The sequence below is a fragment of the Neisseria brasiliensis genome (assembly GCF_009671065.1).
Lineage (GTDB): Bacteria > Pseudomonadota > Gammaproteobacteria > Burkholderiales > Neisseriaceae > Neisseria > Neisseria brasiliensis.
In genome coordinates, this window is the sequence record NZ_CP046027.1 from 2,311,038 (window position 1) to 2,324,985 (window position 13,948).

The following is a 13,948-nucleotide window of genomic DNA, read 5'->3' on the forward strand; positions in this document are numbered from 1 at the left end:
GATATAATTTATAGTTTAAGATTATTAAGATTATTTGAACTATAAATTATACAAATGAAAGTCGGTGGGTTAGAATGTGCACATTGATTTTCAACACCCTTATTAAACCTAATCTAAAAGGAGCTCAAAATGGCTTTGCAAGATCGTACTGGTCAAAAAGTACCTAGCTGTGTATTCCACACTCGCGTTGGCGACGCTTGGAAAGATGTTTCTACCGATGACTTGTTCGCCGGTAAAAAAGTAGTGGTATTCTCATTGCCAGGCGCATTTACCCCAACTTGTTCATCTTCACACTTGCCACGCTACAACGAATTGGCTAAAGCGTTCAAAGAGAACGGTGTAGATGCTGTATACTGCGTATCTGTAAACGACACATTCGTAATGAATGCTTGGGCTGCTGAAGAAGAGTCTGACAACATCGTGATGATCCCTGATGGTAACTGCGAATTTACCGAAGGCATGGGTATGCTGGTTGACAAAAATGATCTGGGCTTCGGCAAACGCTCATGGCGCTACTCTATGCTGGTTAACGACGGCGTAGTAGAAAAAATGTTCATCGAGCCGGAAGAACCAGGTGATCCATTCAAAGTATCTGACGCTGATACCATGTTGAACTACATCGCTCCAGAGTGGAAATCTCAAGAGTCTATCGCGATCTTCACCAAACCAGGCTGCCAATTCTGCGCTAAAGCTAAAAAAGCTTTGGAAGACAAAGGCCTGTCTTATGAAGAAATCGTATTGGGTAAAGACGCTACTGTGACTTCTGTTCGCGCCATTACCGGTAAGATGACTGCTCCTCAAGTATTCGTTGGTGGTAAATACATCGGCGGCAGCGAAGAGCTGGATGCTTACTTGGCGACTGTTTAATCATTCATGATTAATCGCTAAAAAATAAAAAACAGTCTTCGGGCTGCTTTCCTGAATAATGTTAGAGTTATTCAGGTAATGCCGAACATTGCGCGGTATTACCTGAGTAACTCTATATTTACAAGGAAATCCGGCTATTATGAAATTTAATCGGGGTTTCTGAAAAAACAATTAGGCCGTCTGAACACGTTTAGGCTGCACTTATAAAGGACTCGACAATGAAAAAAATTCAAGCAGATGTAGTGGTAATGGGCGGCGGTACTGCCGGTATGGGCGCGTTTCGTAATGCCCGTTTGCACACAGACAATGTTTACCTGATTGAAAACCATGTCTATGGCACAACCTGCGCACGCGTTGGCTGCATGCCTTCTAAATTATTGATTGCCGCTGCCGAAGCCCGTCACCATGCCTTGCATACCGATCCATTCGGTATTCATTTGGATAAAGACAGCGTAACGGTTAACGGTGAGGAGGTGATGAGCCGCGTCAAATCTGAGCGTGACCGTTTTGTCGGCTTTGTGGTGAGCGATGTAGAAGAATGGCCTGCTGATAAACGCATCATGGGCACTGCCAAATTTATCGATGCCAATACCGTGCAAATTGACGATCACACCGAAATCACAGCCAAAACCATCGTAATTGCGACCGGTTCGCGTCCGGTTGTGTTGCCGCAATGGCAAGCATTGGGCAACAAAGTCATCATCAACGACGATGTATTCTCATGGGATACACTGCCGAAAAGCGTAGCGGTATTTGGTCCGGGCGTGATTGGTTTGGAATTGGGCCAAGCCTTGCATCGTTTGGGTGTGAAAGTTGAAGTGTTCGGTGTGGGTGGTGCGTTGGGCGGCATTTCTGACCCAGTGGTATTGGAAGAAGCCAAAGCCGTATTCGGTGAAGAAATGACCCTGCATTTGGATGCCAAAACCGAAGCTGCATTGGATGCAGACGGCAATGTCGTGGTGAAATGGGAACAAGATGGCGAAAGCGGTGAATTTACTGCCGAATACCTGTTGGCTGCCGTTGGCCGTCGCCCGAACGTGGACAATATCGGCTTGGAAAACTTGGATATCAAATTGGACGACCGCGGTGTACCGACTGCCGATCCGCTGACCATGCAAACCAGCATTCCAAATATCTTCATCGCCGGTGACGCATCGAACCAATTACCATTGTTGCACGAAGCTTCAGACCAAGGCAAAATCGCCGGTGACAATGCTGGCCGCTGCCCAAATCTGGAACAAGGCTTGCGCCGCAGCACCATCGGTGTCGTGTTCACCACGCCGCAAATCGCTTCGATTGGTTTGAAATATGCACAGGTTTCTGCCAAATACTCAGAAGACCAATTTGTCAGCGGTGAAGTATCGTTTAAAAACCAAGGTCGCAGCCGTGTGATGCTGGTGAACAAAGGCCATATGCGTGTTTACGCCGAGCAAGGCACCGGCTTATTCTTGGGTGCAGAAATCTTTGGTCCGGCTGCCGAACACTTAGCGCATCTGTTGGCTTGGGCGCATCAAATGAAAATGACCATTCCGCAAATGTTGGATATGCCTTTCTATCATCCGGTGATTGAAGAAGGCTTGCGCACCGCATTGCGCGATGTGAATGCCAAATTGAAATTGGCTTAAATTTAAAACTGACTCAAAGGCCGTCTGAATCTTTCAGACGGCTTTTTTTATTTGATTAAAATTAAATAAAATAATGGCCGTCTGAAAATAATATCGTGTAGAATCATTTCAAATCGTTTCATAAACTATTTCAAGGATAAAAAAACATGAAAAAATTCCTGTTATTAATCGTTGCTGCTGCTCTGATTGCCCCTTTGTCTGCACAGGCTATGGGCACGAAGCCGACTGAGGAAGCAGCCGCCTCACAACCTGCCAAAGCAAAAGGCGTATGGATTGATGTGCGTACACCGGAAGAATTTTCTCAAGGTCATTTGCGCAATGCGGTCAATATTCCGGCAAATGAAATTACCACCAAAATCAAACAAGTCAGCCCGGATAAAAATGCGCCGATTAACCTTTATTGCCGCAGCGGCCGCCGTGCCGAAGCCGCTTTAGAAGCCTTGAAAAAAGAAGGTTACACCAATGTAACCAATCATGGCGGCTATGAAGATTTATTGAAAAAAGGTTTGAAATAATCATTGAGGCCGTCTGAAATAAAATATGTTCAGACGGCCTTGATTTTAAAAACATAAAAAAGGAGATTTTATGAAAGCGTTAAAAACTTTAGCTGTTGCAGTATTTGCTACCACAGTAATTGCTGCTTGTTCTACCTCAACCAGTAACCCCATCCCGATCATGCGACCAGGAAAGCAGATGAACCAAACGCATTCAGTTGACAGCCGATACACTTTCGATGAAACGGTTAACCGCCTGCAAAACGCAGTCAAAGAAAAAGGCATGAATGTGTTTGCCGTGATTGATCATCAAGCGGCGGCCAAAGAGAGTGGCTTGGATATGCAACCGGCAAAAGTGATTGTGTTCGGCACACCGAAAGCCGGCACGCCTTTGATGGTGAAAGATCCTGAATTTGCCTTGCAATTACCGTTGCGCGTATTGGTAACGGAAGCCGACGGGCGCGTGAAAGTGGTGTTCAACGACACGCGCGCGCTGATTGCGGGCAGCAAAATTGACTATGCTGAAGTAGAAAATGCGTTGGCCAATGCGGAGAAACTGATTCGCAAAGTGGCGATTATCAATAAGTGAGGCCGTCTGAAACGTTTCAGACGGCCTTTGCAATATGATTTAATCTTGTGCATTACGGCAGACATCAATTGCTTCCTGCAAGCTGCCCACGCCGAAAATCTCCAAATTCGGAAATTCTTTCACATTGCGCGGCATATTGGCTTTCGGCACGATGGCGCGTTTGAAGCCGAGTTTTTCCGCTTCTTTTAAGCGTTCCTGACCGCGGGCAACAGGGCGTACTTCGCCGCTCAAACCGATTTCCCCAAAGGAGACCATTTTTTCCGGCAAAGGGCGGTTGCGGAAGCTGGAAAGCATGGCAAGGATGACGGCTAAGTCGGCTGCGGGCTCGCTGATTTTCACGCCGCCGACGGCGTTGAGAAACACATCTTGATCAAAGCAGGCGATGCCGCCGTGGCGGTTTAACACAGCCAGCAGCATGGACAGGCGGTTTTGTTCAAGGCCGACGGTGAGGCGTTTGGGTGTAAAACCGTGGGCATCATCAACCAAGGCTTGGATTTCCACCAATAAAGGCCGTGAGCCTTCCTGCGTCACCAATACACACGAACCCGGCACATCGTCGCGATAGCTCGCTAAAAAAATCGCCGATGGGTTCGACACACCTTTCAAACCTGTTTCCGTCATCGCAAATACACCCAACTCATTGGCGGCACCGAAGCGGTTTTTAATCGCGCGTATCATGCGGTAATTGGAATGCTGGTCGCCCTCAAAATACAGTACCGTATCCACCATATGCTCCAACACGCGCGGGCCGGCAATCGCGCCGTCTTTGGTGACGTGGCCGACCAAAATCATGGCGATACCCATTTGCTTGGCCATACGCGTCAGTTGTGCCGCACATTCGCGCACTTGCGACACGGAGCCGGGTGCGGACGTGATTTGGTCGGAATACATGGTTTGAATCGAGTCGATGACCACCACTTCCGGTTCGTGTTGTTTTAAGGCCGTCTGAATCGCTTCCATGCGGATTTCAGCCAACAGATTCACGCCATCAGTCGGCAAATCCAAACGCTGCGCGCGCAAGGCGACCTGTTGCGCCGATTCCTCGCCTGAAACATACAAAACTTTGCGCGTTTGCGCCATTTTGGCGATGGTTTGTAACAACAGGGTCGATTTGCCGATGCCCGGATCGCCGCCCAACAAAATCACCGCGCCATCAACCAAACCGCCGCCCAATACGCGGTCGAGTTCGCCCATACCGGTCGGGTTGCGCGGCACTTCGGTGGCGGTCACGGCAGATAAAGATTGCACGCTCGAAGTATCCGCCGCCCACGATTGGAAACGCGCGTTTTTCGGTTCGGGCGCGGCCAAGCTTTCCTGCAAAGTATTCCATTCGCCGCAATGCGGGCATTTGCCTTGCCATTTGGGCGATGTGCCGCCGCATTCGGTGCATTGGTAAACGGTTTTCGGTGCTTTTGCCATGACGGATTCCGTAAAATAAGGGATGAAGCCGTTATTATACGCATGCCGCTTCATGCCGTCTGAAACTTTTCAGACGGTATGGACTAAGGTTTTTCAACAAGGTGTTGTATTTTTGTTTGTGTTTATACCGCATTCAGACGGCCTTGGATCGTGCTTTTATTCGCCAAATCATTGCTTTTCACAATGATACCGTCAAAATTTTTGATAACGATTGTCGCCCGATAAAGATTGTGATATAAATTAGTAAATAAACTCTAAACTCTAAAACACATCATCTAAAAAGAGGTTGTATGGCATCTGCAGAATCTACATTGCAGCCGGTAAACATGGATACGGCTGCTTTTTTGCGACATATCGAAGAGACTTTTGCGCGTGTATTTGGCGCAGGATTAAGCTTGATGCAATATCTGCCGGAAGACAAATGGCTGGAATTGAAAAATGCCGGTTTGCTGCTGCCGTTTTTGGATGAAAAACACGGCGGCCGCAAAAACAGCCAGTTTGAAATTCAAGAAGTATTGCGTTTGGCCGGCCATTACGGCGTGCCCGTAACTTTGCGTACCGGTATTGAAGGTGCGCTGGTATTGCAGCCGTTGCAAGAATTCGGCAGCGAGTCGCAAATCAAGCTCGGTTTGGACTTGATTTTCAAAGGCGAGGGCGGTGGCTTGGGTGTTACCGAGCCGGAAACTTCAGGTGCAGCCATCGCGCGTGAAATGCAGTCGTTTTACGAGTATGTTGATGACGAAACCGTTTACGTGAAAGCGGCGAAATATTGGCAGGGCAATTCTCAAAGCGATTTTCTGCTGGTGGCGGCCAAAGAGCGCAAAAACGGCAAATTGTCTAAAGTCATCAATTTATTATTGGTGCCGAGAGAATACATCCGCTGCGAAGTATTGAAATCGGAAGGTTTGCGCGCGGTGCGTTACGCGATCAACCGCATTGACGGCAATATTCCGGCCAATTTGGTGATGAAATTGTCGGATAGCGATGCCGCCAGCTTGCGTGCGTTCCAAAACATTTTCATCCGCAGCCGCCTGCAATTGGTCGGTATGACGCACGGCATCATGGAATACATTGTCGCCAACACGCAAAAATACGTGCGTAACGACATTAAATTCGTCGAATTCGAGCGCCGTGAAATCGAGCGCCGCTATGAAGTGTCGCAAGTGTTGTACGATTTCACTTGCAACCGCGTGTCACCGGATCAGCCGGTTAGCCATCAGGTGATGGAAGCCAATATTATCAAGACCTTGGCGACCGAATACACTTACGATGCCGCGCAAAAGCTGCAAAAATTACTCGGTGCCAAAGGCTTTGAAAGCGGCCATGTGGCCAGCAATATTGCCATCGACTTCCGCCCGTTCACCATTTTTGAAGGGCCGAACGACATGCTGTATGCCGAGATTTACGATGCGTTCAACCGCGCTACGGCCGAAGAAAAAGAAGCCGGCATCAAGCTCGACAAAGAGCAAACCCTGCTGCAACGTTTCAACAGCGACAAGCGCATGACGGCCGTGAAGCTGGATAAACGCAGCCTGCCGCAAGACATCACCGATTTCTTGGCATCTTATAAAATCGCCGAAGCATGCGCCTTGAAGAAAGTGTTTATCGGCAAAGTGGTGGCGAAATTGTTTGTGTTCATTCAAACCGAATCTGATACCGCTGCTGAATTCTTGCTGAAAAATATCCGCAAAGATATTTTGGATTGTGAATATTGTTGATGAGATAGGCCATCTGAAACAGCGGCCTGAGACCTTTGCAAAATCCCCATCTTTGGCACATTTCTTCGTTATGCGCTGCTCGAAAGCTTGCCTATCTTTATGATATGTCTTCGCTTTCTGCGCTGCTCTCACTTCGAACTGTACTCAAATCTGGGGATTTTGCAAAGGTCTCAGTTTTTTGCGCTTTATCAAAAGATGAATATAAAAGTCATGTTATGATGACCGAACTTTAACCCTAAAGCGAGAGTGAAGCCATGAGCGAAGAAAACAAAATCAAAGTCAACGATTTGCCGAATCAAGAAGCCGAAACCAAAGAAGAAGTGGAATTGCCGGTTTTAGATAATCAAGAAAAACGTGGCGGCCACAGTGAAGGCGGTTGCTGCGGTGCGTGCGGCGGTTGATTGATTATTTCTTAGGCCGTCTGAAAACGTGGTTTTCAGACGGCCTTTTCGTTTTTTAACGTTTTAATCTGCCGAATATTGTATTAAGTAAGTTCAATTTATCCTTCTATCAGAATATGATACAGTTTATCCCAATATAACAAGAGACCGTGCCGATTGGGTATGGCAAAAGGAAAGAGCTATGTTTTGGTATATTGTTGGGTTTTTAGCAGCGGTGGCCGGGCTGCTGTCGCTTTGGGTCAATGCCAGCGCGTTCGGCATGGAAGACGACGATACGCCGCCATCTGAATATGAAAAAAAGCTGGGTTTAGGCGCAACCTTAAAAGACAAAAGCACCGTAGCGCGTGAGCGGGCGGCGGCCAGACTTCACCCTGATGATTGAGATTGAGGCCGTCTGAAATTTTTTAATGAATGCAGCTTTCAGACGGCTTTTTAAAATAGCGTACAATAGCTTCACAACACAAAAAAGGAAAAACCATGTTGAAACTTTACTATATGCAGGGCGCTTGCCCGCTGGTGCCGCATGTGGCTTTGGAATGGGCGAAGGCCGATTTTGAAGCGGTGAAAATGGCGCGCGATGAGTTGAAAACGCCGGGATTCTTGGCCTTGAACTCCTTGGGTTCGGTGCCGGTTTTGCAAGATGGCGATTGGTCGCTGACGCAAAATATGGCGATTTTGGATTTCATCAACACGCAATACCCTGAAGCCAAGCTGTTTGGCAAAGGCGATGTGCACCAACAAGCCAAAGCACGTCAATGGCTGGCGTTTGCCAATGCCGATTTGCATTCGACTTTTGCTTATGTGTTTAATCCAAACCGTTTTATCGAAGGCGAGGGTGAAGGTGCGCAAATCCGTGCGCGTGCGATGCTGCAAGTGAGCGATTATTTCGGCTTGGTTAACGAAGCCCTGCATAATCAGGATTATTTGACCGGCGAATTAACCATTGCTGATGTGTACGTGTATGTGGTGCTGCGTTGGGCGAAAGCATTCAATATCGATTTGAGCCACTTAGATAAATTGGAAGGCTTTTATCAGCGCGTGGAAGCCGATGAAGGCGTGCAAAAAGCATTAAAAACACAAGGTTTGTTGTAATTAATAGAGGCCGTCTGAAAAAATAACATATTCAGACGGCCTTAATCACAATGGGGGCAACATGAAGAAATGTGTGGTCTTAACCGGCGCAGGCATCAGCGCTGATAGCGGTTTATTGACTTTCCGCGATGCGGGCGGTTTGTGGGAAGGGTATAAAGTTACCGATGTCTGCACGCCCGAAGCCTTGGCGAAAAATCCGCAGTTGGTGATTGATTTCTACAACCAGCGCCGCCGCCAAGCCAATGCGGCAGAGCCGAATGCGGCGCACAAAGCGTTGCTGGATTTGGCCGAACATTACCGCGTGCAAATCATCACGCAAAACGTGGATAACTTGCACGAAAGAGCCGGCAGCAAAAATGTGTTGCACCTGCATGGCGAGCTGAATAAGCTGCGCAGCGTTGCTGACCCTGATGAAATCATTGAGTTTAACGGCGAGCAAACAGCGGAAACTTTGAGCAGCAGCGGTGGTGCGATGCGGCCGCATATTGTGTTTTTCGGCGAACAAGTGCCGATGTTTGATGTGGCGGTAGAGGAAATGCGCGATGCCGATGTGGTGATCATCGTCGGCACATCGATGCAGGTTTATCCGGCCGCTTCTTTGGTGCATTACGCGCCGCAGCATGCCGATTTGTATTTGGTTGACCCGAATCCGCAAAGTGTGGCGGCGAATATCGAAGTGATTCCAAAACGCGCGGCAGAGGGTGTGCCGAGTTTGGTGGCTTATTTGATTGAGCAGGCAAAAGCTGATTAAATTGAGGCCGTCTGAAACTTAATATTTCAGACGGCCTGAAACTTTTATTGTGATGCTGAATAATCCCGAATCAATTGCGGCAATTGCGCCATGTCGTCAAACAACACCAGCGCACCGGCTTCCTGCAAAGTCTCACGCGGCGTCCATTGGGTATAGCCAAACGGTGTCATGCCTGCAGCCAGCGCGGCGGTAACACCGGTGGGGCTGTCTTCAATCACCACGCAATCTTGCGGCGCGTAGCCCATGGTTTGGGCGGCGAGCAAAAACAAATCGGGCGCGGGTTTGCCTGCTTTGACTTGCGTGGCGCTGAACATTTTGTCTTGAAAACGTGGCAGCAGGCCGGTGGCGCCAAGCGTGGTGTTCATCTTGGCAAAATCACCGTTGGATGCCACGCAATAAGGAATTTCAAGCGCATCGAGTGCGGCTTCGATGTTTTTCACCGCTTCAACATCTTCTTTCAATGCGGCATTGGCTCGCTGGGCAAATTCCTGCCACATGCTTTCAGACGGCCTTTCGCCCAGCATTTCGCCAATCATCTCCATGCTTTTGGGAATGGATTTGCCAACGAATAACCGCCAGACTTCTTGGCTGTCCATTACCAAGCCTTGTTCGGCCAAGCATTGCGTCAATACTTCACAGGTAATGCGTTCGCTGTCGACCAATACGCCGTCGCAATCGAAAATTGCTAATTTGAATGCAGTCATTAAAAATCCTTTGCGGTGGTTTTTTAAACAGGTTACACTTTCCACGCCGTCTGAAATCATAGCCTAAATCCTTGCATAAAGATACGGTTTCGCTTCAGACGGCCTCTATCCGCCGCTGTCGTCATTGTGCCGGCAGTCAAGCCATCAGCGTCATTGCGCCGCTGTGAATTTAGAAAGAACACAACATGACACTCTCTCCCGTAGCCTTGCGCCGCCAAACCGAGCGCAAGCCGCATCCGACTGCGCGTTATTGGAAAAAATGCGATGTAGAAGCTTTGTTTGCCTTGCCGTTTTTAGACTTGGTGTATCAGGCTGCCGAAATTCACCGCCAACAATTTAATCCGCGCGAAATCCAACTCTCCACTTTACTTTCCATCAAAACCGGCGGCTGCCCCGAAGATTGCGCGTATTGTCCGCAATCGGCGCATCACAACACCGACTTGGGCAAAGAACAAATGATGGACGTCGATGAAATCGTCGCCAAAGCCAAAATCGCACAAGCACGCGGCGCCAGCCGTTTCTGCATGGGTGCGGCATGGCGCGGACCGAAACCGAAAGATGTAGAAACCGTGTCCGAAATCATCAAAGCCGTGAAAGCCTTGGGTTTAGAAACCTGCGGCACATTCGGCATGTTGGAAGACGGCATGGCCGAAGATTTGAAAGAAGCCGGATTGGATTACTACAACCACAATCTCGATACCGACCCCGAGCGTTACAACGACATCATCCACACACGCCAACACGAAGACCGCATGGATACTTTGGGCAAAGTGCGCCATGCCGGTTTGAAAATATGCTGCGGCGGCATTGTCGGCATGAATGAAACCCGCGCCGAACGCGCCGGCTTGATTGCCAGCTTGGCCAATCTCGACCCGCAGCCGGAAAGTGTGCCGATTAATCAATTGGTTAAAGTTGAAGGCACGCCGTTGGCCGATGCGGAAGATTTAGACTGGACGGAATTTGTGCGCACCATCGCCGTGGCGCGCATCACGATGCCGAAAAGCTTTGTGCGCTTGAGCGCAGGACGCACGGGCATGAACGAATCTACCCAAGCCATGTGTTTCTTGGCCGGCGCCAATTCGATTTTCTACGGTGACAAGCTGCTCACCACCGACAATCCGGATGAAGATGGCGACCGTCTGCTGATGGATAAATTGGATTTGGCGCCGCTGAACCATCAAGTAGAAGCGGTTGAAGCACCATCGGCCATTAAAGTGGATTATTGATACACAAATGCCGTCTGAAACGTTTCAGACGGCATTTGTGTATCATCACGAAATCATTATGTTTATATGATATCTATAAAGTTTGCATATATTTGATTGACACAATTGCAAGCTGTTTTTATATTATTAGGAATATTTTTCATTTTCCGCCCCTGCGTCAGGACGCGGCACAATCAACCGAAAAGGAGTGTAAGTATGGCAGCATTTGAATTACGCAAGAGCGATGACGGTCATTTCAGCTTCAGCCTGCTGGGCGATGATGATAAGACCTTATTGAAAAGCGAGCAATACAACAGCAAAGCTTCTGCGCAAAACGGCATCGAGTCGATTCGCAAAAATTCTGCCGAAGATGGGCGCTATGAGTTAAAGGAAAGCAACAACGGCAAATTCTACTTTAATCTTAAAGCCACCAACGGCCAAATCATTGGCACCAGCCCGCTCTTTGCTGACGAAGCTGTGCGTGAAGCTGCGATTACCAAAGTGAAAGCAGAAGCCGCTTCTGCCAGCGTGTTGGAAGGTTAAACCAATCTAAATCATCAAGGCCGTCTGAAATTTAAATTTCAGACGGCCTTGATGATTTTTAATGCTTACAACACAGCCAAAGCCGCATCGTAATTTGGCTCTTCACCGATCTCAGGCACCAATTCGCTGTGCAGCACTTGGTCGTTTTCGTCAAGCACCACCACCGCGCGGGTGTTCAAGCCTTTGAGCGGGGAAGACTGAATTTCAGTGCCATAGTCTTGCTTAAAGTTTTTGCAGCGGAAAGTCGAAAGCGAGGTCACGTTTTCAATGCCTTCAGCACCGCAGAAACGTACTAAGGCAAACGGCAAATCAGCGGAAATACACAAAACGACGGTGTTATCCAAGCCGGTGGCGCGCTCGTTGAATTCGCGTACCGATTTCGAGCACACGCCCGTGTCGATGCTTGGGAAAATGTTCAGCACTTTGCGCTTACCGGCAAAATCCGACAGACTTTTTTCGGATAAATCGGTGGCCACTAAGGTAAATGCAGGAGCGGTTTGGCCGACTTGTGGCAGGGTGCCGCCTACTTCTACCGGATCGCCTTTAAATGTTACTTGAGCCATGTTGATTCCTTTCTGATTAAGCTAAGTCCTACGGTTAAACGGTCTCATCAATGCGACGATACCATGCTTCTTTTTCCGCATCACTGATAAACGATGCTTTGAACGAATTTTTGCACAACGTGCGGATGTCGTCGTTGCTCAAATCCAAAGCATCGGCCAACTCGGTAAAATTTTGATTCACATAGCCGCCGAAATAGGCAGGGTCGTCTGAATTGACTGTCACCAACACGCCGCGCTGCAGCATACGGTGTAAATTGTGTGCGCCCAAATGATTGACCACTTTCAGCTTGAGATTGCTCAACGGGCAGACCGTTAGCGGCATTTGCGCATCAATCAAACGCTGCATCAGCGCATCGTCTTCCTCCGAGCGCACGCCGTGGTCTATACGCGCCACTTTGAGCAAATCCAAGGCTTCATACACATATTCCGGCGGGCCTTCTTCACCGGCATGCGCCACGGCCAGCAAGCCGTATTCGCGCGCTTTGGCAAACACACGCTCGAATTTAGACGGTGGATGACCGACTTCGCTCGAATCCAAGCCCACGCCGATGATTTTGTCGCGAAACGGCAAAGCCTGTGCCAAGGTTTCAAATGCCGAGTCTTCCGATAAATGGCGCAGGAAACACATAATTAGGTGACTGGAAATGCCCCATTCTTGCGCCGCATCACGGCAGGCGCGGTCGATGCCGTTAATCACCGTTTCAAAAGCTACACCACGCTCGGTATGCGTTTGCGGATCGAAGAAAATTTCGGTATGGGTCACGTTGTCTTCACGGCAGCGCAGCAGATAGGCGCGGGTCAAATCGTAAAAATCGCACTCATGCAGTAATACCGCCGCGCCGGCATAATAAATGTCTAAAAAAGACTGCAAATTATGAAAATCATAAGCCGCACGGATTTCATCAACACTTGCGTAAGGAATATCAACCTGATTGCGGCGGGCGATTTCAAACATCAATTCCGGCTCAAATGTGCCTTCGATATGGACATGGAGTTCGGCTTTGGGTAGGGCGGCGATTAATTCATTGCGTGTCATGATGGCTTTCTTGTTCAGACGGCCTTTATTGAAAGCCGTGATTCGTTGATTGATTGTCGTCTTTTCAACTTACGCGGTCAATGTTTGCGAGTGTAAGATTCTGTATGGGCGTATTTGGGAGCGGTAAGTTGATACTTAAAGCCAGTCGCGATTGCTACTTTAGGCGGTGGCACGACTTTCAGACGGCCTTTTCCTGCCTTCGGGCTTGTCTAATCGGACAAATCAGCCTAGACTTCCGCATGAGTCTGTTTCTAGGAAAATAGAATGTCTAAAACCAAACAAGATATTTTTGAACATAACCGCCAATGGGCCGAAGAGCAATTGCGCAACGACCCACATTTTTTTGATAAGCTTTCCATCAACCAAACGCCGGAATATCTCTACATCGGCTGCTCCGACAGCCGCGTAACCGCTGAAGACATGATGGGCATGCAGCCGGGTGAAGTGTTTGTGCACCGCAATATTGCCAATATGGTCAACGCCATTGATATTAACGTGGCTTCGGTCATCAATTATGCAGTTTACCATTTGAACGTTAAACACATTGTCGTATGCGGCCATTATGAATGTGGCGGCGTAAAATCCGCCATGCAGGCCAAAGATTACGGCATGCTGAACCCTTGGTTGCGTTGCATCCGCGATGTTTACCGCCTGCATCGTGAAGAATTGGATGCGATTGAAGACGAGCAAGCGCGTTATGACCGGTTAGTCGAATTAAATGTGCAAGAACAATGCATCAACGTCATCAAAAGTGCCGGCGTGCAAAAACGTTATCTGAAAGAAAAATTTCCAGTAGTGCACGGTTGGGTATTTGATATCCGCACAGGCCGTCTGAAAGATTTGAATATCGATTTTGACAATATTCTGAAAGAAATTCAGAAAATCTATGATTTGACCGACAGCGATTGGAGCGTACCGCAGTCGTGATGCAAGGATAGTCT

The 13,948-nt window shown here is 48.4% G+C and carries 16 protein-coding genes and 1 pseudogene; 13 read left to right on the forward strand and 4 right to left on the reverse strand.

From position 1 onward, the window contains the following. Positions 1-129: 129 nt before the first annotated feature. The 4 genes from GJV52_RS11565 to GJV52_RS11580 all read left to right on the forward strand — a co-directional run bounded on the left by GJV52_RS11565 (position 130) and on the right by GJV52_RS11580 (position 3,575). Complete coding sequence (locus tag GJV52_RS11565; protein WP_095503694.1) at positions 130-867, forward strand: glutathione peroxidase; 738 nt, start codon at positions 130-132, stop codon at positions 865-867. Between the two features lie 218 nt (positions 868-1,085). Further along, positions 1,086-2,492: a dihydrolipoyl dehydrogenase gene (locus GJV52_RS11570; RefSeq protein ID WP_100563754.1), complete on the forward strand. Its 1,407-nt coding sequence runs from the start codon at positions 1,086-1,088 to the stop codon at positions 2,490-2,492. Between the two features lie 146 nt (positions 2,493-2,638). Next, positions 2,639-3,007 carry a rhodanese-like domain-containing protein gene (locus tag GJV52_RS11575; protein WP_100563752.1) on the forward strand — a complete coding sequence of 123 codons (369 nt, stop codon included), beginning with the start codon at positions 2,639-2,641 and terminating at the stop codon, positions 3,005-3,007. A gap of 70 nt (positions 3,008-3,077) precedes the next feature. Then, positions 3,078-3,575 (forward strand): DUF302 domain-containing protein, encoded by a 498-nt coding sequence (locus GJV52_RS11580; protein ID WP_100563750.1) that lies wholly within the window; start codon positions 3,078-3,080, stop codon positions 3,573-3,575. A gap of 39 nt (positions 3,576-3,614) precedes the next feature. On the opposite strand, the gene radA is transcribed toward GJV52_RS11580, so the two are convergent. Continuing rightward, on the reverse strand, positions 3,615-4,994 hold the full coding sequence (radA, locus tag GJV52_RS11585; protein ID WP_095503690.1) for a DNA repair protein RadA: 1,380 nt from the start codon (positions 4,992-4,994) through the stop codon (positions 3,615-3,617). Positions 4,995-5,284: 290 nt separating this feature from the next. On the opposite strand from radA, the gene GJV52_RS11590 reads away from it, so the two are divergent. The 6 genes and pseudogenes from GJV52_RS11590 to GJV52_RS11605 all read left to right on the forward strand — a co-directional run bounded on the left by GJV52_RS11590 (position 5,285) and on the right by GJV52_RS11605 (position 8,956). Further along, the gene (locus tag GJV52_RS11590; protein WP_195690043.1) at positions 5,285-6,712 is read left to right on the forward strand and encodes an acyl-CoA dehydrogenase family protein; all 1,428 of its coding nucleotides are present in this window, start codon (positions 5,285-5,287) and stop codon (positions 6,710-6,712) included. Positions 6,713-6,738: 26 nt separating this feature from the next. Further along, positions 6,739-6,931: pseudogene (locus tag GJV52_RS13345) on the forward strand (lipoprotein signal peptidase). Positions 6,932-6,966: 35 nt separating this feature from the next. After that, the gene (locus tag GJV52_RS13125) at positions 6,967-7,113 is read left to right on the forward strand and encodes a hypothetical protein (protein ID WP_095503689.1); all 147 of its coding nucleotides are present in this window, start codon (positions 6,967-6,969) and stop codon (positions 7,111-7,113) included. 181 nt (positions 7,114-7,294) lie between these two features. Continuing rightward, complete coding sequence (locus GJV52_RS11595; protein ID WP_095503688.1) at positions 7,295-7,495, forward strand: hypothetical protein; 201 nt, start codon at positions 7,295-7,297, stop codon at positions 7,493-7,495. 95 nt (positions 7,496-7,590) lie between these two features. Next, positions 7,591-8,205, forward strand: a complete 615-nt coding sequence (locus GJV52_RS11600; protein WP_100563748.1) for a glutathione S-transferase family protein — start codon at positions 7,591-7,593, stop codon at positions 8,203-8,205. Positions 8,206-8,266: 61 nt separating this feature from the next. Beyond that, the gene (locus tag GJV52_RS11605) at positions 8,267-8,956 is read left to right on the forward strand and encodes an SIR2 family NAD-dependent protein deacylase (protein ID WP_095503686.1); all 690 of its coding nucleotides are present in this window, start codon (positions 8,267-8,269) and stop codon (positions 8,954-8,956) included. 44 nt (positions 8,957-9,000) lie between these two features. Here GJV52_RS11605 and GJV52_RS11610 read toward each other — a convergent pair whose 3' ends face one another. Then, positions 9,001-9,660, reverse strand: a complete 660-nt coding sequence (locus tag GJV52_RS11610; RefSeq protein ID WP_095503699.1) for an HAD family hydrolase — start codon at positions 9,658-9,660, stop codon at positions 9,001-9,003. A gap of 185 nt (positions 9,661-9,845) precedes the next feature. On the opposite strand from GJV52_RS11610, the gene bioB reads away from it, so the two are divergent. Together bioB and GJV52_RS11620 are read left to right on the forward strand one after the other, a co-directional pair. Then, positions 9,846-10,886, forward strand: a complete 1,041-nt coding sequence (gene bioB, locus GJV52_RS11615) for a biotin synthase BioB (protein ID WP_095503685.1) — start codon at positions 9,846-9,848, stop codon at positions 10,884-10,886. Positions 10,887-11,081: 195 nt separating this feature from the next. Then, on the forward strand, positions 11,082-11,408 hold the full coding sequence (locus tag GJV52_RS11620) for a YegP family protein (RefSeq protein WP_095503684.1): 327 nt from the start codon (positions 11,082-11,084) through the stop codon (positions 11,406-11,408). Positions 11,409-11,473: 65 nt separating this feature from the next. Here the strand turns inward: GJV52_RS11620 and tpx are convergent, their stop codons facing one another. Both tpx and GJV52_RS11630 read right to left on the reverse strand, forming a co-directional pair. Beyond that, positions 11,474-11,971 carry a thiol peroxidase gene (gene tpx / locus GJV52_RS11625; protein WP_100563746.1) on the reverse strand — a complete coding sequence of 166 codons (498 nt, stop codon included), beginning with the start codon at positions 11,969-11,971 and terminating at the stop codon, positions 11,474-11,476. 34 nt (positions 11,972-12,005) lie between these two features. Continuing rightward, positions 12,006-13,007 carry an adenosine deaminase gene (locus GJV52_RS11630; protein ID WP_100563744.1) on the reverse strand — a complete coding sequence of 334 codons (1,002 nt, stop codon included), beginning with the start codon at positions 13,005-13,007 and terminating at the stop codon, positions 12,006-12,008. A 264-nt stretch (positions 13,008-13,271) separates the two neighbouring features. Here GJV52_RS11630 and GJV52_RS11635 point away from each other — a divergent pair, with 264 nt between their 5' ends. Further along, complete coding sequence (locus GJV52_RS11635; RefSeq protein WP_095503681.1) at positions 13,272-13,934, forward strand: carbonic anhydrase; 663 nt, start codon at positions 13,272-13,274, stop codon at positions 13,932-13,934. Positions 13,935-13,948 lie beyond the last annotated feature (14 nt).